Raw genomic sequence first — 22006 nt, 5'->3', positions numbered from 1 at the left:
TACAGCTTAACCGGATATACGGGGGAATGATTCGAATCGTTCCAAAAAAATGCAAGAAAAAAGTCACTGGTACTCACGTAGGCATATTGCAGTTTGTCGATCTATCTGTCTACTAATCGCAGTTCACTTTATGAGGAGGTATAAAGCAATTTCGACAACGAGGCTCATAAGCCTCAGAGTCGCCGATCATCACAATAGGTCCCACAGTGGAAGGTTTACCATTTACCATACGTTGCGTAAATACTGCTTCCGAGCTGCCACATACAGCGCAAAAGGAAGTCAGCTTCTCGATGTCATCCGCCATGGCGAGCAGACCACCGACATAGCCGAATTCCTTGCCTCGGTAATCCAGATTCAGCCCATCGGCAATGACATGCTTGCCGCAATAAGCTAGCTCTTGTACGAGCGACATAATATGACGACTGAAAAACTGGACTTCGTCAAAGGCAACCACGTCGGCATCTTGTGTTTCTTGCAAAATACGCTGAACGAGCTCATCTGTGAGTTTTCTGGGGATAGAGATAGCGGGCAGCCGATATCCGATCCGGCTTACTATTTCGTCCTCGGCATAACGATTATCTTCAGCGGGTTTGTAAGCGACCACTTTACGATGCCCGTATTGGATTAGTTTTTGACAGCGGCGAATCAATTCGCCGGATTTTTCACTGAACATGGGGCCTGTAATAATCGTAATTCGTCCTGTAGGCAAAGCGAATTCCCCTCTCTCTAACATGTACATAACACTGTTAATCTTCTTCTCCGAAAGAAAACGCCATTATAGATTACCATAACCAGCCGTATACAGACTAGAGAAAATATATTGATTTTCGACATGTTTTTGTATGTCCATTCCTAAAACGTAAATGTGGTCGTCATTGCTCTGCCGCCGCGGGCATGATATGGTGAAGCGTAGTGGAATGAAGGGAAGAGTGAAAGGCATGGACGAAAAAAATACGGATTATAGTGCCAAAAAAGGAGCATTACTGGAGCAAGGACTGATCAGCCCGCAAGCTATAGAACTCATCACTGAGCTGGAGACAGAGCTGAACTTTCTGCGCAAGCAAAATGAATCATTTCGCAAGGCGCTGCGAGCCAAATCAGCACAAAGTTCAAGGATGTCTACCAAATTACGAGATGCGCTGTATGAATGATATGGAAAGAGATCTGGATTAAATGGTTAACTTTTTTGTAGCCTATGCCTAAACGCTATATTTTGTACAGTGAAATAAAGAGAGTACAATAAGCTATATATAATCAATTGTTAATGGAGGAGAAACATGACTATACATTGTGATGTCGCTATTTTGGGTGGAGGAACCGGGGGGTATGTAGCAGCTATTCGTGCCGCCCAGCTTGGCAAAGAAGTGGTTATCATCGAAAAGGACAAGCTTGGCGGAACCTGTCTGCACCGTGGTTGCATTCCGAGTAAGGCCTTGCTACGCAGTGCGGAAGTATATGCGACAATTAAGGAAAGTGCACAATACGGTATTGAGACATCGGGAGCACAGCTTGTATTTCCCAAGGTTCAGGAGCGTAAGGAAGCCGTTGTGGAGCAGCTGCATCAGGGCGTTCAATTTTTGATGCGTAAAAATAAAATTACGGTGCTGAGCGGTAAGGGACGCGTGATTGGGCCGTCTATATTTTCTCCAAAAAGCGGGGCAGTTGCTGTGGAATTAGAAGATGGCGAGATGGAGACGATTGTTCCTGCACATCTCATTATTGCAACGGGATCACGCCCGCGTGTGCTGTCCGGGCTAGAGCCAGATGGCGAATTTATTCTGAGTAGTGACGAAGCGTTATCGATGGAGGAGCTACCCGCATCCCTGATTATCGTGGGCGGTGGTGTGATTGGCGTGGAGTGGGCTTCCATGCTAAATGATTTTGGCGTAGAGGTTACGGTGGTTGAAGCCGCGAATCGGCTCATCCCCACGGAAGACGAAGACGTTTCGCGTGAAATGCAGCGCTTGTTAACCAAGCGTGGTGTCAAGGTGCTGACGGGTTCACAAGTGCTGGCTAAAACATACGGCAAAGATGAGGAAGGTGTACAGATTGACGTGCAAAAAGGGGAAGAAACCGAAACCCTCAGCGCTTCCAAATTGCTCATTTCTGTAGGGCGTCAGGCCAATGTGGAAAATATCGGGCTGGAAAATACGGATATCCGCGTAGAGCATGGCTTTATCTCGGTTAATGAGCATTTGCAGACGAATGAACCACATATTTACGCCATTGGAGATTGTATCGGCGGCTTACAACTGGCGCATGCGGCAAGCCATGAAGGTTTGCAGGCGGTTCATCATCTGGCGGACGAAGAGTTTCACAGTGTACCTAACCATCTGATTCCGCGGTGTATTTATACACGGCCTGAAGCCGCGAGCGTCGGCTTAACGGAACAAGAAGCCCGTGAGCGTGGACATCAGGTGAAGACAGGGAAGTTCCCTTTTCAAGCTATCGGAAAATCGCTAGTATACGGCAGTCGGGACGGCTTTGTCAAAGTAGTGGCCGACGAGAAGACCCATGATATTCTCGGTGTACATATGATCGGTACGCATGTGACGGATCTGATCAGCGAGGCCGCTCTTGCACAACTGCTGGATGCTACGCCGTGGGAAGTCGGACAGCTTATTCACCCGCATCCGACGTTGTCGGAGATTTTGGGAGAAGCGATGTTGGCCGTTGATGGACAGGCGATTGGCATATAGACCTTTCAAATAAATCGGTGCTTTTCTTTTTGGGCAGAAAAGGATTATAATGGGGTTAGCCAGAGTTTAGTACCAGGTTTTAAGACAAGATGGTACTAGGAACTGGAAGTAGGATGTTTGACACTTAAGGAGGTGCCTCAATGAGTTCTAAAGGCGCTGTAGACGCTGGCTTCAGACATGAACAGCTGGGACTTACTCACGGACAAGTTATTGATATGTACAGATATATGTTGCTCGCAAGAAGATTTGACGAGCGCAACATGCTCCTGCAACGGGCAGGGAAAATTAATTTCCACGTTTCTGGCATTGGACAGGAGGCGGCACAAGTAGGTGCAGCTTTCGCCCTTGACCGGGAAAAGGACTATTTTCTTCCCTATTATCGGGATTATGGATTCGTGCTTGCGGTAGGAATGACGCCGCGCGAACTGATGCTGTCGGCATTTGCTAAGGCAGATGATCCCAATAGCGGTGGTCGCCAGATGCCAGGTCATTTTGGTAGTAAACGGCTACGTATTGTGACAGGCTCCAGCCCAGTAACGACACAGGTTCCGCATGCAGTGGGTGTAGCTTTGGCTGCCAAAATGCAGAAAAAGGATTTGGTATCATTTGTTACGTTTGGGGAAGGCTCCAGCAATCAGGGAGATTTTCACGAGGGCTGTAACTTTGCTGGTGTACAGAAGCTGCCAGTCATCATTATGTGCGAGAACAATCAATATGCGATATCGGTTCCGATTCATAAACAGTTGGCAGGCAAGGTAAGCGACCGAGCATTGGGATATGGATTCCCAGGGATTCGAGTCGATGGTAATGATGCGTTGGCCGTATATGCGGCGGTGAAAGAAGCACGGGAACGTGCTGTCCGTGGTGAAGGTCCTACGTTGATCGAAGCCATGATGTACCGCCTGTCTCCTCACTCCACCTCGGATAATGATCTGGCTTACCGAACCAAGGAGGAAGTGGATGAGAATTGGGCCAAGGATGGCGTAGCCCGTATGAAAAGCTACTTGATTGAATGCGGCATTTGGGATGAGGCCAAGGATGCGGATCTGTCGGCTGAGCTGCTGCTCGAAATCAAGGAAGCGATTGAATATGCAGATAATGCGCCTTTTCCAAAGCCCGAAGATACGCTGCTGCATGTGTATGCAGATAGCGATGGGGAGGGCCTGTAACGATGGCGATTATGGAATATATTGATGCGATTCGTCTTGCGATGAAAGAAGAGATGGAGCAGGATGAAACAGTTTTTGTATTAGGTGAGGATGTTGGGGTGAAGGGCGGTGTCTTTACAACGACAAAGGGACTGATGGACCAATTCGGTGAGCAACGTGTCATGGATACGCCATTGGCTGAGTCGGCTATTGCCGGGGTAGCGATTGGTGCAGCCATGTACGGAATGAAGCCGATTGCTGAAATGCAATATTCGGACTTCATGCTTCCGGCGACGAATCAGATTATTAGTGAAGCAGCTAAAATCCGCTACCGCTCTAACAACGATTGGAACTGTCCTGTTGTAATTCGCGCACCAATCGGTGGAGGGATCTTTGGCGGTTTGTATCACTCTCAGTGTCCAGAATCTATCTTTTTTGGTACGCCGGGTTTGAAAATTGTTGCTCCATTTACACCTTATGACGCAAAAGGATTGCTGAAAGCAGCCATTCGTGACCCTGATCCAGTGCTATTTTTTGAAAATAAAAAATCCTACAAGCTGATCAAGGGTGAAGTGCCTGAGGATGATTATATCGTTCCGATTGGCAAGGCTAATCTATTACGTGAGGGTGACGATATTACGGTCATCGGTTATAGCCAGCCTTTGCATTTTGTCATGCAGGCTGCTGAGGAATTGGAGAAGGAAGAGGGCATTACTGCACAGGTTGTGGATTTGCGCACACTCCAACCGCTGGACCGCGAAGCCATTGTTGAGGCTGCACGACATACGGGTAAGGTATTAATCGTGCATGAGGACAACAAAACGGGCGGCATCGGTGCCGAGGTATCGGCTATTATTAATGAGGAATGTCTGTTCGAGCTGGATGCACCGATTGAGCGCCTATGTGCTCCTGATGTGCCAGCCATGCCGATTAGCCCACCGATGGAGAAGTTTTATATGTTAAACAAGGATAAAGTGAAGGAAGCCATGCGCCGTCTTGCAATGTATTAATATAGGGAAGATTGGACGAAAGCATTCCAAAAGTGTAGTGGGGTAGCGGTAAAACGCGCCCTTCTATGATGTTAAGGAGTTGAAAAAATGTCAGACCAAACACAATGGAACGACGTGACCATGCCACAATTGGCAGAATCGCTCGTATCGGCGACAATTGCCAAATGGCTCAAACAACCTGGGGAAACGGTAGAGCAATTCGAGCCGATTTGCGAGGTTATTACAGATAAAGTGAATGCAGAAATTCCATCCACATTGGACGGCATTATGGGTGATCTGTTGGCAGAGGAAGGTCAGACAGTAGCGGTAGGTGAGTTAATTTGCCGTATTCAGACGAAGTCGGCTGCACCTGCAGTGGCATCAGGGGCGACACCTGTTGCACCAGCATCTCAAAGCACCGTACAAACACAATCTCGGCAGAGTGCTGGATCGGATCAGTCCATGAGAGGACGGTTTTCCCCAGCGGTGCAAACCCTGGCTGCTGAGCATAATGTGGACTTAAGCCAAGTACCAGGCACGGGCATGGGGGGACGAATTACCCGCAAAGACGTGCTGAATTATGTGCAGCAGGGCAGTTCCGCTCCCACTGGAGCATCTGGACAGCCGACTGTAACGGCAACAGGACAAGGCTCTCCTTTTGCAGGAAGACAGCAGTCTGCCCCTCAGTACAGTACACCGATTCAAAATATGGACCCTGCTATTCCGGTTCGTAACAGTGGGATTCATTTGACGGAGGCTCCAAAAGCTCCTGTGATCGAAGTTGAGGGTGGCAACAATAACAGATCCGAGTATTTTATTGATGTTACACCCATTCGCAGTGCAATTGCTCGCAATATGCGACAAAGTGTTTCCGAAATTCCACATGCATGGACGACGATTGAGGTGGATGTGACCAACCTGGTGATGCTCCGCAACAAGATCAAAAACGAGTTCAAACAAAAAGAAGGCATCAATATTACGTATCTGGCTTTTCTCATGAAAGCAGTTGTGAATGCAATCAAGGAATATCCGATCATGAATTCGGTATGGGCAGTGGATAAAATTATCATCAAAAGAGACATCAATATTTCGTTGGCCGTGGGTACAGAGGACTCCGTTCTTACTCCTGTTATTAAAAAAGCCGATCAGAAAAATATTGCTGGCTTAGCTCGTGAAATTGACGATTTGGCACGTAAAACCCGGGAAGGCACGCTCAAATTGGACGACATGCAAGGCGGAACGTTCACTGTAAACAACACAGGCTCCTTTGGTTCCATTTTATCTTATCCGGTGATTAACTATCCGCAGGCTGCAATTCTTACCTTTGAATCCATTGTCAAAAGACCCGTGGTTATCGATGATATGATTGCAGTTCGCTCAATGGCTAATTTGTGCTTGTCGCTGGATCATCGTATTTTGGATGGAGTGATCTGTGGACGATTCTTGCAACGGGTTAAAGAAAATCTTGAAGGCTACACTTTGGATACGAAGCTGTACTAATCATCCGAACAGTTGAGGAAATGTACGGAGAGGAAGTGACAGGCCGTGAACAGACGACCGCTTGATGTAACCTATACGAATAGGATGGAATATGCCCATGCATGGGATGTCCAGAAGGAGATTGTGGGAAAGCTGGATGCGGGAGAGGCAAGAGAAACGCTTATGCTTCTCCAGCATCCACCGACCTACACGATTGGCTCTCAGCGGCATCCTGAGCATTTGCTCCTCACACCAGAGCAACTGAAGGAGCAGGGAATCAGCGTCTTTCAGATTGACCGTGGGGGAGACATTACATATCATGGGCCGGGGCAGCTTGTCGGATATCCTCTACTTATGCTCGGCAACCGGGAGGCGCTGAATCTGCATGGATACCTTCGAAGTCTGGAGGAAGTGATCATTCGGTTGTTGGCATCTTATGGGGTTGAGGGAAGTCGTAAGCCTGAATATACGGGGGTATGGATCGGGAATCTTAAAATTGCGGCCATTGGTGTCAAATTCAACAAGTGTAAGCACCGCCGGGGCTTCGTAACCAGCCATGGCTTTGCCTTTAACATCAAATCAGGGATACAGCATGAGGGCTTTGAGGGCATTGTCCCGTGCGGAATTCAGGAATACGGTGTGACATCATTGGAGGACTGCATACAGAAGCCTACGTCGGTGGAGCAGATTGCGAAGGAAATTGTACCGTACTTTGAACAGCAATTTTCATTTGCTGCGCAATGGCAAACGCATTCTTTCCAATAAAGGTAAGGCGGGCTATTGTGTATTTACACGGGAGCCCGCCTGTTTGCTTTACGTAACAGCTCGTCCACTCAAGGCTTCATAATGCCTTAGAGCAGCCGGATACCTTGAGCGGTATAGTTATTATAGTGGCATAATAAACGGCTCAATTACCATGAACAGTGTAGAACCAATCATAGCTGCGAGCATAATGTAGACGAAAAAACGAACCCATTTTTTGTTCGACATGTGTAACTCCTTTAGGATAGGTTTAAGTCATAGATAAGAACATCTATCCGTATTGTAGCGTAATCGGGAAAGAGAGGAAAGTTTAATGACAGTAAAAGTAGTAAAAGACCGAATCGTACAGGAATTTATGGAACTCGTACAGGTGGATAGCGAAACGAGAAATGAGCAGGAAATATCACGCGTCCTAAAAGAAAAGTTTAATGCTCTCGGGCTGGAAGTAATGGAAGACGATTCTCGTGAAAGAACTGGACATGGTTCAGGCAATCTGATCGTCACCTGGAAAGCGGAAGGTGTAGAGCAAGCACCCAAATTATTTTTTACCTGCCACATGGATACCGTTACTCCGGGTAAAGGCATTAAGCCGCAGTTGGGTGAGGATGGCTGGATTCGTAGTGACGGTTCAACGATTCTGGGGTCTGACGACAAGGCGGGAATTGCTGCTTTGTTCGAGGCGATTCGTGTCGTGCGTGAACAGAATATTCCCCATGGTCAAATCCAGTTCGTGATTACGGCTGGCGAGGAATCTGGTTTGATGGGGGCACGTGCGATGAAGCCAGACGTGCTAGATTCTGATTTCGGATATGCTTTGGATTCGAATGGTGAGGTCGGCTCTATTTGTATAGCTGCCCCCACGCAGGCACGTATTGAAATGAAGATTACTGGGAAGTCCGCTCATGCGGGGGTAAATCCCGAAGATGGCATTAGTGCCATTCAGGTCGCTTCTAAAGCAATTTCTAAAATGAAACTAGGACGGATTGATAAGGAAACGACCGCTAACATCGGCAGTTTTGAGGGCGGCGGCGCGACGAATGTGGTATGCGATTTTGTGTTGATCCGTGCAGAGGCACGTAGTATTGTGCAGGAAAAGGTTAATCATCAAATTCAGCATATGCGTGAATCGCTGGAAACCACCGCACGCGAATTTGGTGCACAGGGAGAGTTCCGCAGTGAAGTCATCTATCCGGCATTCAGCTTTACGGAGCATGATGAAGTTGTACAGGTTGCACAACGTGCAATTCAAGGACTGGGACTGGAAACGCCAACCTTTCATTCCGGTGGTGGCTCAGATGCAAATGTGTTCAACGGGCTTGGAATTCCGACGGTGAATTTGGCTGTGGGCTATCAGAACATCCATACAACAGAGGAAAAGATCAAGGCCGATGACCTGGTGAAGGTTGCTGAAGTTGTCGTAGCTCTGATTCAAGAAACCACAAAATAAACTTGTATCATACACTTGCAATATATTGAAAAAAGGTTCAGGTTAAAGACAGGAACAGTGTTCCTTCGTCTTTAGACCTGAACCTTTTTTGGAACAACTAGCGAAGCGATAGTGGCTGTAGGTCCGTGTTCCTTTTGCCATTGGCGCAAGAGTGCTTGAATCTGCCAAGCTTTACCAACGATATGGAGGGTGCTTTCAGTACGGTAGCTTTTCATTTCTGCATCTCCTCATGACAGGAAGTTTGTTATTCTACCACCAGCTTATGTACAAAGTGGACAAGTTAGACTAACTTTGGTGATAATTAATAAAGAAAGATAGATATGAAGGAGGAAACTTACTGATGAACGAGCAAACGAATGGACAATTGAACAATTCAACAAACGATGCACCTCGCAAGCCTTATTCGAATCCTGCGCTAGACGAAAAGACCGTGTCCACACAGCCTATCTTTGAGGGAAAGGTTATTACATTACAGGTGGACACGGTAGAGCTTCCCGACGGCTCCACTGGAAAGCGTGAGATCGTAAAGCATCCAGGTGCGGTGGCTGTTTTGGCTCTACATGAAGGGAAAATGCTGGTCGTGGACCAGTACAGACAGGCGATGGGGCGCTGTGAGGTGGAAATTCCTGCAGGTAAGCTGGAGCGGGGTGAAGACCCGATGGAAGCAGCGGGACGTGAGCTGAGAGAAGAGACAGGTTATACTGCCAAGTCGTTGAAGCTGCTGCATTCCTTTTATACCTCTCCTGGGTTTGCGGATGAAATCATTCATCTGTATGTGGCCGAAGAGCTGGAGTTAGGTGAGATGGAACCGGATGAGGATGAATTTCTGGAGCTGTTTGAGGTGACGCTGGAAGAAGCACAGACGCTCATTCGTGAAGGACGGATTAGTGATGCCAAAACGATTTTGGCCGTCTATGCATGGCAACTCCGCCAACTTACAGGGAGCTTCTAAGCGTATGGATGAAAATATAGTAGAACTTAACGACTACTTTGCAGACTTGCATATTCATATTGGCAGGACAGAGAAGGGAAATCCGGTCAAAATTAGTGGCAGTCGCGATCTGACCTTTGCCAACATAGCTAAGGAAGCCTCCGGTCGCAAAGGAATTGGGCTGATCGGTATCATTGACTGCCATGCACCTAATGTACAGGAGGATATTCGTACCTATTTACATACGGGTGAAATGAAGGAAATCAGCGGCGGCGGTATCGCATACCAGGATACGGTTATTCTCCTTGGCACGGAGCTGGAAATACGTGCTGAAGGTCGCCCTGAGGCGCACGTACTGGCCTACTTTCCAGATCTGGCGGCGATGGAGGATTTTACCCAATGGCTGGCCCGGCATATGAAAAATGTTAATCTCAGCTCACAACGAATCTATGCACCGCCACGTGAGTTGCAGCAGCAAATTTACGGACGTGGAGGCATTATGGTGCCAGCGCACGTGTTTACTCCTCATAAGGGCATATACGGCAGTTCAGCGGCCCGTATGGAGGAACTGCTGGATATGGAGCTCATTAGTGGGGTGGAGCTGGGACTGAGCGCAGATTCGTCTATGGCCGGTTTAATTTCGGAACTGGATCGCTTCAGCTTTCTCACGAATTCAGATGCCCATTCACTCGGGAAAATCGGACGAGAATACAATAAATTATCACTGGCGAAGCCGTGTTTTGATGAATTCAGAATGGCTTTGGAGCGGCGGGAAGGACGACGGGTGCGTGCCAACTACGGATTAAATCCAAAACTGGGCAAATACCATCGCTCTTACTGTCAAAGCTGCGGTACGATTATTGACGAGCAACAGATGGCGGATGAACGCTGTCCTGACTGTGGTCATACCAAGCTGGTGCGAGGAGTGCTGGATCGAATATGGAGCATTGCCGACCGTGAGCAACCCATGATTCCCTCCCATCGTCCGCCGTACATTTACCAGATTCCACTGGAATTTATTCCAGGTCTGGGCAAAGCCAAGCTGAACCAGCTATTGGCTGCATTTGGAACAGAAATGAATATTTTACATGAGGTTACACAGGAGGAGTTAGCAGCAGTCGTCGGAAAAGTGCTGGCAGAGCAAATTGTGCTTTCACGCGAGGGGCGACTGTCGCTTGTATCCGGTGGTGGTGGAACATACGGCAAAATAGCTAAGTCCTAGTAAAGTCTTGTCCCTCTAAAGGCATATCAGCGTCTGCTTGTTCATAACCATAAATTATCTATGCCGCTGGCTTGGCACATCATTCGTGATGTTTGATCCGCAGCGAAAGCTGCCCCATTTCTAGCCATCAGCCGTCGGATTACGGTTGTTTTTTGGACAAACAAGCAGATGAAAGGGGCAGGACGCCGATGCAATGGTTTCGTCATACGTTAAAGGATCAGACGCCATATTATGTGTTCTTGGCTGTGCTGTTTCTGGTGGGAGTCGTCTTTGGCGCACTTATGGTAAACGCACTCTCGCTGGAGCAGTTACAGGATTTGTCCCGTTACCTGAAGGATTTTTTTGTAACGGTCAATCAAAACGAACAGGGATTCGCTGATTCGCAGGCGGCTTCGACCTTTTGGGATAGCGTATCTTTACATCTGAAATGGGTCGGCCTAATTTGGGTGTGTGGCCTTTCGGTTATTGGTCTACCGGGTATTCTTGTATTGAATTTCCTCAAGGGTGTGCTAATCGGATTTTCAGTAGGTTATCTGGTGGGGCAATATTCGTGGAAAGGACTGCTATTTTCTTTGGTTTCAGTTGCTCCCCATAACCTGCTCGTGATTCCGGTACTGCTCGTCTGCAGCGTGGCTGCGATGACTTTTTCCATCCATATGATCAAAACCAAAATACTCGCTACCCGGCCGTCAGACGGAATGCTGCGTCCGTTGCTGTCTTACGCAGGGTTGACTGCTGTGATGATCGTGCTTCTTATTGGTAGCGCGTCCTTTGAAACTTGGATCACCCCGGTTATGATGCAATGGGTCACTCCTATGCTGACAGCTTCCGTGTCATCTTGATCCGTTTCAAAATGTTTGACTTTATTTGTATAGACCCCCTATAATAATAGGAGTGAAAAAAGTGCAGTAGGCAGTAGCTTTGCAGGGGGAGGGAGACACATGGAAGCACGGATCGAAAAAATTAAGCAGCAGCTGCAATCCCAGGGCTACAAACTAACGCCTCAGCGGGAAGCCACCGTCAGAGTTTTACTTGAGAACGAAGATGATCATCTGAGTGCGGAAGATGTATTTATGCTCGTCAAAGAGAAAGCTCCCGAAATCGGTCTGGCAACCGTATACCGTACCCTAGAACTGCTAAGTGAACTGCATGTCGTGGAGAAAATTAATTTTGGTGATGGCGTTGCGCGTTATGATTTGCGCGGCGATACAACCAAACATCACCATCACCATTTGATATGTGTGCAGTGTGGCAGTGTAGATGAAATACTGGAAGATTGGCTTGGACCATTGGAGGAGCGCTTGGAACGGGAATATAACTTTACCGTAGTGGATCATCGTTTGGACTTCCACGGTATTTGTTATCGTTGTAAGGCGAAGAACGATACGACCGCTCAGAAATCTTTGGGCAAATCCAGAAAAAACAAATCTCAGGACTAAAAGCTGACTACCCAAGCTCTCACCGACGAAGATGCGTTCGGGAGAGCTTTTTTGGTTCGGAGCCTGTTGTTCGGGATTAAGCGGTATAAAAAGGAATAGCTTGTCATACCCTTCCATAGAGAGTCCTAATTAGGACCATATTATGGGGAAAAGGCGGCTGATCCACATGGTACTATCGTTGCGGAGAGGACTAAAATGGCTGCGTTTGGTAATCTTGTTCGGTGCGCTGGCATGTATGTTCTTTTTTAGCCTCAGGCTGTTTACAGATTGGATAACACCTGTAGATCATTACCGAATACCGGAAGGACATGCAGTGAAGGTATTTGGCGGACAAAAAGTAAATGAAGGGTCCGAGCATCGAATAGCAGTGTTAGAACGTTTACGTTTCTTTTACTGGTATGGTGAATAGTCTAAGTAATCGGTCTTGACGAGCTTATGAAATGATGAAGGTAGCACACGAAGAAGCAGGCGCTGAGACTGAACCGCTGTATGCAGAACAAGGAGACTTTTGGAACTCATGAAAATGTACATTCAACCTTTCGTTCAATTTATGGAAGAGGAAAAGGGTTTGTCGCGCAGCACTTTGGAAGCGTATCAACGAGACGTACAGCAGTTTGTCGAGTTCGCAGAAAGCTGTGGTATTGAACAGCCGGATAATGTCCAACGGTCACATCTGGTACTGTATTTGGGCCATTTGAAGGAACAGGGAAAGGCTGCGGCGACAATATCACGTAGCGTCGCCTCCATTCGCTCCTTTTTTCATTTTCTTATTCGGGAGGGAATTACGATCCATGATCCGTCTGTTCTGCTGGAGCTGCCCAAAGCGACTAAAAAGAAGCCCTCGGTGCTAACGCAGGATGAGATAGAGCGTTTGCTGGCCGCGCCAGATGTGACTGCCCCGCAAGGGGTGCGAGACAAGACGATGCTGGAGTTGCTGTATGCGACGGGCATTCGCGTATCAGAGCTGATTGCCTTAAACGTGCGTGATGTGCGCACCGATCTGCGCTTTGTGCATTGTGGCGGCGAGGCAGGCAAGGAGCGTGTTGTACCGATCAGCCGTGAGGCATCACATTGGGCACAAGCCTATATGGACGAGCAGCGTCTATTATTGCTGAGATCCGGGCAGGGTGAAGAAGCTCAGGTAGAGCAGGAAGCCATGTTCCTGAACGTATCTGGACAGCGTCTCAGTAGACAGGGCTTCTGGAAAATGATTAAGAAGTACGGCCAGGAAGCAGGCATAAGCGAGGATATCACGCCCCACACGCTGCGGCATTCCTTTGCGGTACATATGCTGGAGGGCGGAGCGGACTTACGCTCTGTACAGGAAATGCTGGGTCATGCTGATCTGTCAACGACGCAGGTATATGCGCAGACGGCCAGACGGAATATGAAGGAAGTATATGAAAAGCATCACCCGCACGGCGGCAACCGCACTTCTCATGAAAGCAAAGATCGAACATAACGATACTTTGGTTTCATAGAAAATGTGATAATGACTATAACTTTACGATTGTACAAGTCAGGAGAGATATTAATGTCAACAGCCAACCAAGCTACAATTCAGGAAGCAGCAGATTATATCCGCGCCAAGAGCGGAATACGTCCAGAGATTGGCCTTATTCTGGGATCGGGTCTCGGTATTCTGGCCGATTTAATTCAGGATGGAATTAGTATTCCTTATCAGGATATTCCCCATTTTCCTGTATCGACGGTAGAAGGTCACGAGGGTGAATTACTGTTAGGCACGATTGAAGGTCGCGCTGTCGTCATGATGAAAGGGCGCTTTCATATGTATGAGGGCTATGGCCCGCAGCTGACGGCTTTCCCAGTTCGGGTGATGAAGCAATTAGGGATTCAAAGTCTGCTGGTGACGAATGCAGCAGGTGGTGTAAATACTTCCTACGAAGCAGGCGATCTGATGGTCATCTCGGATCATCTTAATCTGACAGGACAAAATCCGCTGATTGGACCAAACGATGCCGGTCTGGGCGTTCGTTTTCCAGATATGTCGGAGGCGTACAGCCGCCGTTTGCGTGAAATTGCCAAGCAAACGGCTAACCAACAGGGCTTCAGCCTGCAGGAAGGTGTATATGCTGGATTGCTGGGACCTAACTATGAAACGCCTGCTGAAATCGTCATGCTGCGTACACTGGGTGCAGATGCAGTGGGTATGTCGACCGTATCTGAGGTTATTGTAGCCCGTCATGCAGGAATTGAGGTGCTGGGCTTCTCTTGTATCACGAATATGGCCGCAGGCATTCTGGATCAGCCTTTGTCCCATGGTGAAGTGATGGAGACGGCAGAGAAGGTACGTGAGCAATTTTTAAAACTTGTGCTAGCGATTATTCCACAAATGTAGATTGGGGATCATGTTCAACCGAAGTGGTGGACATATATCCCAAGAACCCTATATCCGAACGCCTTTTGTTGGCGTGGGTACGGGGTTCTTTTTTTACATACAGCGGTTGAGCTGAGTATGACCTCCTAATGAAGAGGCTGTGTGCTCAATGCAGTTGAATTCGCTTTTTCTGCCACAGCCAGTTTATGTTGTTCTTGCACCTTAATCACGATAACCATAAAAATAATCCAGTAAATGGATAGCGAGTTCAGGAAACGACTGTCCGTTATATTGTTCAATATGATAAACAAGAAAAAAACAGCTGCCGTCAACCATGTATACATATCTGCTTTACCAATTCTGAATTTAAATAAAGTGGTTATGGCGATTGTAATTGTTGCCAGTAGTCCTGTAAGGCCCACATCGATCCACAGATCTCGGAAACCGCTATGGCTGCTTGTCAGATCAAATCGAATTCCATTTGCATAGATACTGGGCCGGGCTGCCCAGTAGGAGCCGTAACCATGTCCGAACCAGTAATGGCTCTGAATAGCACCACCAATCCCCTGCCAGATTTCCGTTCTTCCAGTTAAGGTCGTTGTTTTTCCAAATTCCGACGCAATCGCATCTCCATAAGTAAAGGTGAATATCAAACCCAAAAGAACGAGCAAGCAGGAACAGCTAATGAAGAAACCGCGCAACGCAACGCTTCGGATTCTCTTGAATAGCAATATAAATAATATAAATACGAAGAGCGAAGATGTCAGCACCAAAGAGGTGGTAGATTGGCACTCGATGAGCAATAAGGCATTGAGTAAGATGAAGCCAATATGCAAAACTTTATGTTTACCCCTGAAAAAGTAAATAACATGTGAAACAAAACTTAACAGAGAGAGAGTTCCAAGTGTATTTTTATGACCAGAGATGCCCTTCCATAGCCCAGTATGTTCTACGCCGCCATGAATAGCAAAGGAGGGAACGAGCAAAACGCCGAGTAGATTGAGTATGCTCAAAATACTTAACGTAACGACTAAGAGGCGAATGCAGCCCTGTGTTGTATAATGGGTGACCAAATAGAGACCAAAGGTAGAGAAGGCAAGAAATTTGAGAACCATCAGCAAGGAAGAGGTCTGCTCTTGTTCAGCCCATAAACAGGAGGCAGCGATGTACAGCATGAGTAAAGTAAGCAATGGATTGTCGGCTAAGGTTGCGATCAATGACTTGAGTGAAGGTAGTAGCATGGTATAGCTGAACAACAGGATAAGCAGGGAAATCGTGATAACTCTGGGGGACAAACCCTGACAAGCATAAGGAATCGAAAAAGCTAGTAAACCAGCTACTGTAAGTACATGTTTCACGATTTCACCACCTGGATACATTATGTATCTATAATATACAAAACGTATCCTCTTGTACAATAATAATAAAATATTTATTTTCATTTTTCTTAAGCCTAGAGCAAGCCCTCTTGTGCATATACTCAGTCCATGCTAAGAAAATGAAGAATTCTTCGGCTGGTCAAAGAGGAACTTTTTACGTTTTAAACATGGGGGTGTTCGGGTGGCGGATCATTTTTTTACAGACCGTTTGAAGTTGAATTTGAGTGGTACGGGCAAAGAGTTAACGCCGCAGCAATTAAATGAAAATTTTAAAACCATTGAAAAAGAATTCATTGAACGCAGTGTAAACGTAAGCTGGTTTGGAGCTGCTGGTGATGGTATTCAGGATGATACGGCAGCTTTGCAGGAATTGATTAATAAGACCCCCGATTATTCTATTCTTCACATTCCCAGTGGACGATACAAAATAACCTCTACCCTACAGATTCGCAAGCAGGGTGTGCGCATTTTTGGCATTCATAAGGGCAGATACCGACAAGGCAAAGGGGTTACGTCGATTGAATATTATGGTACGGGCCCTTGTTTCCAAATTGGAGATGAAAGTCTACCTTCGTTTAGCGGATTTCAAAATGTGCAGTTTCATGACTTATCGATCCGGTACGAGGGGGCTGACAGAGCCACATTAAATAATCCGTTTTCGCAGTCGGTGAAGCGTGGATATTATGGTAAAGGTACTTTGGGTATTCAGGATTGGAAGGGTGGCGGAGTTGCCCTGGATAATGTCCTAATTGAGCATTTTGAAACGGCTTTTTGGGGCTACGAAAGTGATGTCAATTTATTTAAATGCACAGAGATTAATTACAATAAAACAGGGATTCACTTGCAGAACAGAAGTTCACAGTTTACTAGCATAGCGCTTTTTACATTGGGGAACGATACGGCATTGGATCTGAATAGCTCCAACGGGGCTAGATTTTTGGCTAGCCAGCACATTAAGGATGGAAGTTCCAATGATATTCCCATTCTAATTAATGATTTTATGAACGCTGAATTTATAGGCTGCTGGTTTGAGGGACTAAGCAGAGAGCATAAGAAGACAGTACCTTCTTTTATTCAAATTGGTGCTACTAAAGAAACCAAAAATGTGGCATTGCGTGACTCCATTTTAGCGATAGCGGATAAATTCAATGATACCCAATCCGTATGTAACTATTTTGTAGATGTGGTCATTGGCAAAAAAGTTTTGGTGGACGAGGTGGGAGGGTATCCCCGTAATCTAAAAAAGCTTATTTCTTTCTCTGGTAGCTCTTCCACACAGCAGGTGACACTTCGCTCACATTTGGATTTTAACTATAACAATAATCGTTATGACGAGAATAATGGGACAGGGCAGGCTTTGCTGCTGGTCGAGAAATACTCGAACAACGGAATTGAGCATTTGGACGAAACCTTTGTTAAAGCCTACCTGGGAGCGAGGCAAAATCTTCCGGCAGGTAGCTGGCAGAAGGTGAAGTTCAATCAAATCAACCAGGATGAGCTGATCGAATTCGATGCGGTGAATAGTCGATGGCGAGCCAAGCGAGCTGGGAAATACAGAATACAAGTCTACATTTCGACCGATCCCCAAGTGGATGGAAACCGTACACGGTTAGCACTTCACTTGAATGATGAGCAGCTTGCCGGGAGTTCCGCCTATGCTTATCTCGATGACAGGGTAATTGGTGGACTGAACTATAGTGCATTGAGTGGAGCAATGGAACTTAGACTGGAAGCGAATTCTTTTATTGATATACGGGTGTTCAGTCAAAATGCAATGGATATTCTACCAGGTGGAGGTATCACATATCTCACCGTAAGCCGAATTTAAACAATTATTTCACAGACGATAGATGTTCTGTCTTTTTATATATTGGAAAATGCGCACCATGCTGACTCAGCTTGGTGCTATTTGATGTTTTTAGTCATATGGAATATTTTTCTTTCATTCTGACGACAATGGTTAGCAGCACGCGAATAGGCCGGAGGAGTAAGTAAATAGGCTCCGGTGGTTTACGCCAATATGTTGAGGAGGGAACCGATTGTGAAGAAAAAAGTGGTGGCGTTCATCCTGGCTTGCCTGGTAGCCTTGACTGCCGTCCCTGTCGGCGGTTGGGCCGAAGAAAGTATACCTGAAAGCAAAACCAAAGAGGGATCAGCGGCTGAGCTAGCTCCCCAGGCTCTCTCGGCGATCCTGATGGATGCAGATACGGGCACAGTCATCTATGAAAAAAACAGTCGTGAAAAGCTTCCTCCAGCGAGCATCACCAAGATTATGACGATGTTGCTGACAATGGAGGCCATTCAGGATGGCAAGCTTAAGCTGACTGATAAAGTTCGGGCCAGCGAATATGCGTCTTCAATGGGAGGCTCGCAAATTTTCTTGGAGCCGGGAGAAGAAATGACGGTCGATGAGATGCTGAAGGGAATTGCGATGGCTTCAGGCAACGACGCCTCTGTGGCGATGGCTGAGAAACTTGCAGGGTCTGAGCAGGCATTTGTTGAGATGATGAACGCCAAGGTGCAGCAACTCGGGCTCAAGGATACGCATTTTGCCAATTGCAACGGTTTACCCGTAGAGAATCACTATTCTTCTGCGCATGATATTGCGGTTATGAGTCGGGAGTTGTTGAAATACCCGCAAATTACGAAATATACGGGAGCCTATCAGGACTATTTGCGTAAGTCCTCAGTCAAGCCCTTTTGGCTGGTGAATACGAATAAACTTGTCCGTTTCTATACTGGAGCAGACGGGCTGAAAACAGGCTATACGGCAGAAGCAAAGTTCTGTCTTTCCGCTACTGCGAAGCGTGATGGCTTGCGTGTCGTGGCTGTCGTGCTCGGGGAGCCAAATACGAAGATACGCAACAATGAAGTGTCTTCCATGTTCGACTATGCATTTTCTCAATATACAATGAAATCCATATACAAGCCGGGTGAATTGCTGGGCAGCGTAAAAGTTGAAAAAGGCGTGTTGCCAGAGCTGAAAATTCAGGCTGACCGTTCTTACAGTGTGCTGGTGAAAAAAGGTGGCAACAAACAAACGTTGCGTCATGAATTGCAACTGGCCCCAAGCCTCAAAGCTCCTGTCCAGGCTGGTGACCCAGTTGGTAAGCTGGTCGTCTATCAGGATGGACAACGGCTTAAGGAGTTTAATATCACTTCGCCTGTGGCTATCGAGAAGGCCGGATGGTGGAAATTGTTTAAACGTACCATGTCGAACCTATTTTCTTTGTAGATTTTACGGGGTTTTCTTCTAGTTTTGTCGGAGGGCAGGAATCGTCTGCGGCTACGTAGAAATCCTTGTCCAAGACCGGGAGGAGAGTGAGCAAGCATGAACCTGCAAATTGAAATGGAGCATCACCGGGGGGTACTGATTGTAAGGCTGTCTGGTGAGCTTGATCACCATACGTCGGACATGGTCCGTATGCAAATGGATGAGGCGATTCAGCGCCGGCAATGCGAGCATATTGTGCTCAGCCTGAAGAATCTTCAGTTTATGGATAGCTCCGGCCTTGGCGTTATCTTGGGACGGTACAAACTGATCAAGCAAAAGGGCGGAAAAATGGCAGTCTGTGATGTCAATCCGCCAGTACACCGACTGCTGGATATGTCAGGGCTGTTCAAAATCATGCCCATTTATGAAAACGAGGGAAATGCGCTCACGGAACTGGAGGTAGTGTCATGAGAGAAGGCACGGGTAACAATTTCATGAGCTTGCAGTTTGCTGCAAAATCCGAGAATGAAGCATTTGCTCGTGTGGCTGTCGCGGCCTTTATTTCCAGGCTTGATCCCACAATGGATGAGCTAAGTGATTTGAAAACCGTGGTGTCTGAAGCGGTGACAAACAGTATCATTCACGGCTATGACAGCGACCCGTCAGGTGTCGTAACGATTAGAGTCGGGATTGAAGCGGACGTGATCACGTTGGTTGTTGAGGACGCAGGCCGAGGAATTGAGGATCTAGAACTCGCCAAGCAGCCTTTATATACGTCCAAACCTGAATTGGAACGCTCCGGCATGGGCTTTACAATTATGGAAAATTTCATGGATGAGTTTGAAGCAGTCAGTGAGCCGGGCGGAGGCACGTCGGTCCGGATGAAGAAAAGGATTGAATCCAAGAAAGCTTTATATAATTAGGAGTTGATCCTATGGAAGCAGGAGGAAAAAAAACTTCGCACAGCTATTTAGAAGATGCGGAAGTCAAGCGGCTTATTGCATTGAGTCAATCCGGTGATAATGAGGCTCGTGAGACACTGGTCAATAGTAATATCCGGCTCGTCTGGTCTGTCGTGCAGCGCTTTATGAACCGGGGGTATGAACCTGACGATCTTTTTCAAATTGGTTGCATTGGCTTGTTAAAATCGGTGGATAAATTCGATCTCAGCTACGAAGTCAAATTTTCAACATATGCAGTACCGATGATTATCGGTGAGATTCAACGGTTCCTGCGTGATGACGGTACACTCAAGGTTAGCCGTTCCTTGAAGGAAACGGCCAATAAGGTCCGCAAAATGAAAGACGAGCTATCCAAACGGCTCAACCGCCTGCCTACAGTCAAGGAAGTTGCTGATGAGTTGGGAGTGACGCCAGAGGACGTTGTTTTTGCGCAGGAGGCCAATAAGCCGCCTACTTCAATTCACGAAACGGTGTTCGAAAATGACGGTGATCCGATTACACTTATGGATCAGATTGCTGACGAATCACAGGAAAGATGGTTTGACAAGCTGGCACTCAATGAGGCCATTGGCGGACTATCTGAGCGGGAGCGGTTGATTGTGTACCTGCGCTATTACCGGGATCAGACGCAATCAGAGGTTGCAAGTCGGCTTGGTATTTCTCAGGTGCAGGTATCACGGCTGGAAAAAAAGATTTTACAACTGATCCGCGATCAGATTGCCCAATAATAACAGTCAGGATCTTAGTGAAATCCTTATGCTTACGTAATTCTAAAGGGTATTCCAAAGCCATTTTAATGGTCAGGGGTACTCTTTTTTGCGTGGGATAAAAGACAATACACAGAATAGGTTTCCTTGCTTCGTTCCATACTAACTGATAATTACGAGGATAAGGAGGGGATCTGATGACTCATACTCCGGCTCCTACAGTAGCTCCTATTGTCTACTTGCGGCTCCGCAGCCGTGTCCGCATGATACAAGGACAGGATTTACATTTGGGTGATGTAGCCAATTTGCTGACTAATCCTGAATGGGAAAAGGAACTGCTTGAGCTTGTTCTCAAGCGGCCGCAGCACCAGGACGGTAATCTGATACTGATAGATATGCTGCAGATCATAGCAAAAATTAGAGATCATATTCCGGGGGTCGTAGTTGAATCTCTTGGGAAGCCGCATGTACTTGTCGAACTCGTGGAGAAACCCCGTAAGCCGTCCAAAATACTGTTTGTTTTGGTATGGGTGCTTCTGTTTTTTGGCTCTGCGCTGACAATAATGAATTTTCATGCCGACGTTAGCATGATGGAGGTACAGGTTCGGATTGTGGAGATGATTACGGGACATAAGGATGAGCATCCGTACCTGTTTCAAATTGCTTACTCAATCGGCATAGGCTTTGGCATGATCGTTTTTTTTAATCACTTGTTCAAGAAAAATTGGAACGAGGAGCCGACACCGCTGGAGGTGGAAATGTATCTGTACCAGGAAAATGTGGATCAGTATGTTGTGGCAGAGGAATATGAAAAGATGGCCCGTCTGCAGACAAAGGCTAAGAAACCATGATATTTGTACAGGCTGCACTTCAGATTATTTTAGGTATTGCTGGGGGCCTTGCGGTGGGTAGCGGTGTAATTGCTTTTTTTATTGTGCTAGATATCATGCCGCGATTAGCACAACTCACCCGTACGTATAAAAAATCACGTGCATACGAAAAGGCAATGATTATAGGTTCAGTGCTGGGGACTGTGGTCGATTTTTGGAACATTTGCTTGCCACTACCGGGCATATTTACATGGATACCTGGGCTATTTTGCGGAGTGTTTATTGGTTTGCTCGCCGCGGCTTTAACGGAGGTATTAAATCTCCTGCCTATACTCGCCAAGCGACTCCACATGACCGTGTATATGCTTGGTCTGCTAATGGCAATGGTGCTTGGTAAGGTGACGGGTTCCTTATTTGACTGGTTTGTATACAACCGTTAACAACGAAAGCGAAGGGGGCA

25 protein-coding genes are annotated in these 22006 nt (G+C 46.9%); 21 read left to right on the top strand and 4 right to left on the bottom strand.

What is annotated here, in order from left to right; translation table 11 throughout:
* Window positions 1-112: 112 nt before the first annotated feature.
* Window positions 113-709, bottom strand: a complete 597-nt coding sequence (locus ACYCS5_RS00935; protein ID WP_029517279.1) for a thymidine kinase — start codon at window positions 707-709, stop codon at window positions 113-115.
* Between the two features lie 208 nt (window positions 710-917).
* Here ACYCS5_RS00935 and ACYCS5_RS00930 point away from each other — a divergent pair, with 208 nt between their 5' ends.
* The 6 genes from ACYCS5_RS00930 (at window position 918) to lipB (ending at window position 7080) form a co-directional block, all read left to right on the top strand.
* Window positions 918-1151, top strand: coding sequence for a hypothetical protein (locus ACYCS5_RS00930; RefSeq protein ID WP_165147045.1), 234 nt, complete (start codon window positions 918-920; stop codon window positions 1149-1151).
* Window positions 1152-1277: 126 nt separating this feature from the next.
* Complete coding sequence (lpdA, locus tag ACYCS5_RS00925; RefSeq protein WP_340955801.1) at window positions 1278-2699, top strand: dihydrolipoyl dehydrogenase; 1422 nt, start codon at window positions 1278-1280, stop codon at window positions 2697-2699.
* Between the two features lie 140 nt (window positions 2700-2839).
* Window positions 2840-3868, top strand: a complete 1029-nt coding sequence (locus tag ACYCS5_RS00920) for a thiamine pyrophosphate-dependent dehydrogenase E1 component subunit alpha (protein ID WP_459760664.1) — start codon at window positions 2840-2842, stop codon at window positions 3866-3868.
* 2 nt (window positions 3869-3870) lie between these two features.
* Window positions 3871-4857, top strand: a complete 987-nt coding sequence (locus tag ACYCS5_RS00915) for an alpha-ketoacid dehydrogenase subunit beta (protein ID WP_029517282.1) — start codon at window positions 3871-3873, stop codon at window positions 4855-4857.
* Window positions 4858-4944: 87 nt separating this feature from the next.
* Window positions 4945-6336 carry a dihydrolipoamide acetyltransferase family protein gene (locus ACYCS5_RS00910; protein WP_459760663.1) on the top strand — a complete coding sequence of 464 codons (1392 nt, stop codon included), beginning with the start codon at window positions 4945-4947 and terminating at the stop codon, window positions 6334-6336.
* A gap of 45 nt (window positions 6337-6381) precedes the next feature.
* Window positions 6382-7080: a lipoyl(octanoyl) transferase LipB gene (gene lipB, locus ACYCS5_RS00905; RefSeq protein ID WP_029517284.1), complete on the top strand. Its 699-nt coding sequence runs from the start codon at window positions 6382-6384 to the stop codon at window positions 7078-7080.
* Between the two features lie 120 nt (window positions 7081-7200).
* Here the strand turns inward: lipB and prli42 are convergent, their stop codons facing one another.
* Window positions 7201-7305: a stressosome-associated protein Prli42 gene (gene prli42 / locus ACYCS5_RS00900; RefSeq protein WP_023989226.1), complete on the bottom strand. Its 105-nt coding sequence runs from the start codon at window positions 7303-7305 to the stop codon at window positions 7201-7203.
* Between the two features lie 85 nt (window positions 7306-7390).
* Between prli42 and ACYCS5_RS00895 the strand changes: the two genes are divergently transcribed.
* Window positions 7391-8524 carry a tripeptidase T gene (locus ACYCS5_RS00895; protein ID WP_459760662.1) on the top strand — a complete coding sequence of 378 codons (1134 nt, stop codon included), beginning with the start codon at window positions 7391-7393 and terminating at the stop codon, window positions 8522-8524.
* 71 nt (window positions 8525-8595) lie between these two features.
* Here ACYCS5_RS00895 and mciZ read toward each other — a convergent pair whose 3' ends face one another.
* The gene (gene mciZ / locus ACYCS5_RS00890) at window positions 8596-8739 is read right to left on the bottom strand and encodes a Z-ring formation inhibitor MciZ (protein ID WP_080658620.1); all 144 of its coding nucleotides are present in this window, start codon (window positions 8737-8739) and stop codon (window positions 8596-8598) included.
* 125 nt (window positions 8740-8864) lie between these two features.
* On the opposite strand from mciZ, the gene ACYCS5_RS00885 reads away from it, so the two are divergent.
* The 7 genes from ACYCS5_RS00885 to ACYCS5_RS00855 all read left to right on the top strand — a co-directional run bounded on the left by ACYCS5_RS00885 (window position 8865) and on the right by ACYCS5_RS00855 (window position 14475).
* Window positions 8865-9476: an NUDIX domain-containing protein gene (locus ACYCS5_RS00885; protein ID WP_029517286.1), complete on the top strand. Its 612-nt coding sequence runs from the start codon at window positions 8865-8867 to the stop codon at window positions 9474-9476.
* 4 nt (window positions 9477-9480) lie between these two features.
* Window positions 9481-10677: an endonuclease Q family protein gene (locus ACYCS5_RS00880; RefSeq protein ID WP_029517287.1), complete on the top strand. Its 1197-nt coding sequence runs from the start codon at window positions 9481-9483 to the stop codon at window positions 10675-10677.
* Window positions 10678-10865: 188 nt separating this feature from the next.
* Window positions 10866-11519, top strand: coding sequence for a stage II sporulation protein M (spoIIM, locus tag ACYCS5_RS00875; RefSeq protein ID WP_029517288.1), 654 nt, complete (start codon window positions 10866-10868; stop codon window positions 11517-11519).
* 99 nt (window positions 11520-11618) lie between these two features.
* A complete protein-coding gene (gene fur / locus ACYCS5_RS00870) occupies window positions 11619-12116 on the top strand; it encodes a ferric iron uptake transcriptional regulator (protein WP_013310789.1) in 498 nt (165 codons plus the stop codon).
* A gap of 166 nt (window positions 12117-12282) precedes the next feature.
* Window positions 12283-12525, top strand: coding sequence for a YqzK family protein (locus ACYCS5_RS00865; protein WP_029517289.1), 243 nt, complete (start codon window positions 12283-12285; stop codon window positions 12523-12525).
* 108 nt (window positions 12526-12633) lie between these two features.
* Window positions 12634-13578 carry a site-specific tyrosine recombinase XerD gene (gene xerD / locus ACYCS5_RS00860; RefSeq protein ID WP_459760661.1) on the top strand — a complete coding sequence of 315 codons (945 nt, stop codon included), beginning with the start codon at window positions 12634-12636 and terminating at the stop codon, window positions 13576-13578.
* Between the two features lie 72 nt (window positions 13579-13650).
* Complete coding sequence (locus tag ACYCS5_RS00855; RefSeq protein ID WP_013310786.1) at window positions 13651-14475, top strand: purine-nucleoside phosphorylase; 825 nt, start codon at window positions 13651-13653, stop codon at window positions 14473-14475.
* Between the two features lie 125 nt (window positions 14476-14600).
* Here the strand turns inward: ACYCS5_RS00855 and ACYCS5_RS00850 are convergent, their stop codons facing one another.
* Entirely contained in the window at window positions 14601-15812 is a 1212-nt protein-coding gene (locus tag ACYCS5_RS00850; RefSeq protein WP_459760660.1) for an O-antigen ligase family protein, read from the bottom strand.
* Window positions 15813-16014: 202 nt separating this feature from the next.
* On the opposite strand from ACYCS5_RS00850, the gene ACYCS5_RS00845 reads away from it, so the two are divergent.
* From ACYCS5_RS00845 to ACYCS5_RS00815, 7 genes are all read left to right on the top strand, one after another.
* Entirely contained in the window at window positions 16015-17661 is a 1647-nt protein-coding gene (locus tag ACYCS5_RS00845; protein ID WP_459760659.1) for a glycosyl hydrolase family 28-related protein, read from the top strand.
* A gap of 213 nt (window positions 17662-17874) precedes the next feature.
* Window positions 17875-19068: a D-alanyl-D-alanine carboxypeptidase family protein gene (locus ACYCS5_RS00840; protein ID WP_342444162.1), complete on the top strand. Its 1194-nt coding sequence runs from the start codon at window positions 17875-17877 to the stop codon at window positions 19066-19068.
* A 96-nt stretch (window positions 19069-19164) separates the two neighbouring features.
* On the top strand, window positions 19165-19518 hold the full coding sequence (gene spoIIAA, locus ACYCS5_RS00835; protein WP_459760658.1) for an anti-sigma F factor antagonist: 354 nt from the start codon (window positions 19165-19167) through the stop codon (window positions 19516-19518).
* On the top strand, window positions 19515-19970 hold the full coding sequence (gene spoIIAB, locus ACYCS5_RS00830) for an anti-sigma F factor (RefSeq protein WP_029517294.1): 456 nt from the start codon (window positions 19515-19517) through the stop codon (window positions 19968-19970). The genes spoIIAA and spoIIAB overlap by 4 nt, the downstream gene beginning before the upstream one ends.
* 11 nt (window positions 19971-19981) lie before the next feature.
* A complete protein-coding gene (gene sigF, locus ACYCS5_RS00825; protein WP_023989213.1) occupies window positions 19982-20737 on the top strand; it encodes an RNA polymerase sporulation sigma factor SigF in 756 nt (251 codons plus the stop codon).
* A gap of 176 nt (window positions 20738-20913) precedes the next feature.
* The gene (locus ACYCS5_RS00820; RefSeq protein WP_029517295.1) at window positions 20914-21567 is read left to right on the top strand and encodes a stage V sporulation protein AA; all 654 of its coding nucleotides are present in this window, start codon (window positions 20914-20916) and stop codon (window positions 21565-21567) included.
* Complete coding sequence (locus ACYCS5_RS00815; RefSeq protein ID WP_029517296.1) at window positions 21564-21986, top strand: stage V sporulation protein AB; 423 nt, start codon at window positions 21564-21566, stop codon at window positions 21984-21986. Before ACYCS5_RS00820 ends, ACYCS5_RS00815 begins: the two co-directional genes overlap by 4 nt.
* Window positions 21987-22006: the final 20 nt, after the last annotated feature.

Source organism: Paenibacillus sp. SEL3, assembly GCF_054602585.1.
The sequence above is the reverse complement of the archived record's forward strand: the minus strand, read 5'-3'. Positions and strand labels throughout refer to the sequence as shown.

Coding starts and splice junctions, on each gene's coding strand:
- lpdA (WP_340955801.1), top strand. CDS start 1,278: ATGACTATACATTGTGATGTCGCTATTTTGGGTGGAGGAACCGGGGGG.
- ACYCS5_RS00895 (WP_459760662.1), top strand. CDS start 7,391: ATGACAGTAAAAGTAGTAAAAGACCGAATCGTACAGGAATTTATGGAA.
- ACYCS5_RS00865 (WP_029517289.1), top strand. CDS start 12,283: ATGGTACTATCGTTGCGGAGAGGACTAAAATGGCTGCGTTTGGTAATC.
- fur (WP_013310789.1), top strand. CDS start 11,619: ATGGAAGCACGGATCGAAAAAATTAAGCAGCAGCTGCAATCCCAGGGC.
- spoIIM (WP_029517288.1), top strand. CDS start 10,866: ATGCAATGGTTTCGTCATACGTTAAAGGATCAGACGCCATATTATGTG.
- prli42 (WP_023989226.1), bottom strand. CDS start 7,305: ATGTCGAACAAAAAATGGGTTCGTTTTTTCGTCTACATTATGCTCGCA.
- ACYCS5_RS00885 (WP_029517286.1), top strand. CDS start 8,865: ATGAACGAGCAAACGAATGGACAATTGAACAATTCAACAAACGATGCA.
- ACYCS5_RS00915 (WP_029517282.1), top strand. CDS start 3,871: ATGGCGATTATGGAATATATTGATGCGATTCGTCTTGCGATGAAAGAA.
- ACYCS5_RS00880 (WP_029517287.1), top strand. CDS start 9,481: ATGGATGAAAATATAGTAGAACTTAACGACTACTTTGCAGACTTGCAT.
- sigF (WP_023989213.1), top strand. CDS start 19,982: ATGGAAGCAGGAGGAAAAAAAACTTCGCACAGCTATTTAGAAGATGCG.
- ACYCS5_RS00930 (WP_165147045.1), top strand. CDS start 918: ATGAAGGGAAGAGTGAAAGGCATGGACGAAAAAAATACGGATTATAGT.
- ACYCS5_RS00815 (WP_029517296.1), top strand. CDS start 21,564: ATGATATTTGTACAGGCTGCACTTCAGATTATTTTAGGTATTGCTGGG.
- mciZ (WP_080658620.1), bottom strand. CDS start 8,739: ATGAAAAGCTACCGTACTGAAAGCACCCTCCATATCGTTGGTAAAGCT.
- xerD (WP_459760661.1), top strand. CDS start 12,634: ATGAAAATGTACATTCAACCTTTCGTTCAATTTATGGAAGAGGAAAAG.
- ACYCS5_RS00920 (WP_459760664.1), top strand. CDS start 2,840: ATGAGTTCTAAAGGCGCTGTAGACGCTGGCTTCAGACATGAACAGCTG.
- ACYCS5_RS00820 (WP_029517295.1), top strand. CDS start 20,914: ATGACTCATACTCCGGCTCCTACAGTAGCTCCTATTGTCTACTTGCGG.
- spoIIAB (WP_029517294.1), top strand. CDS start 19,515: ATGAGAGAAGGCACGGGTAACAATTTCATGAGCTTGCAGTTTGCTGCA.
- ACYCS5_RS00855 (WP_013310786.1), top strand. CDS start 13,651: ATGTCAACAGCCAACCAAGCTACAATTCAGGAAGCAGCAGATTATATC.
- ACYCS5_RS00910 (WP_459760663.1), top strand. CDS start 4,945: ATGTCAGACCAAACACAATGGAACGACGTGACCATGCCACAATTGGCA.
- spoIIAA (WP_459760658.1), top strand. CDS start 19,165: ATGAACCTGCAAATTGAAATGGAGCATCACCGGGGGGTACTGATTGTA.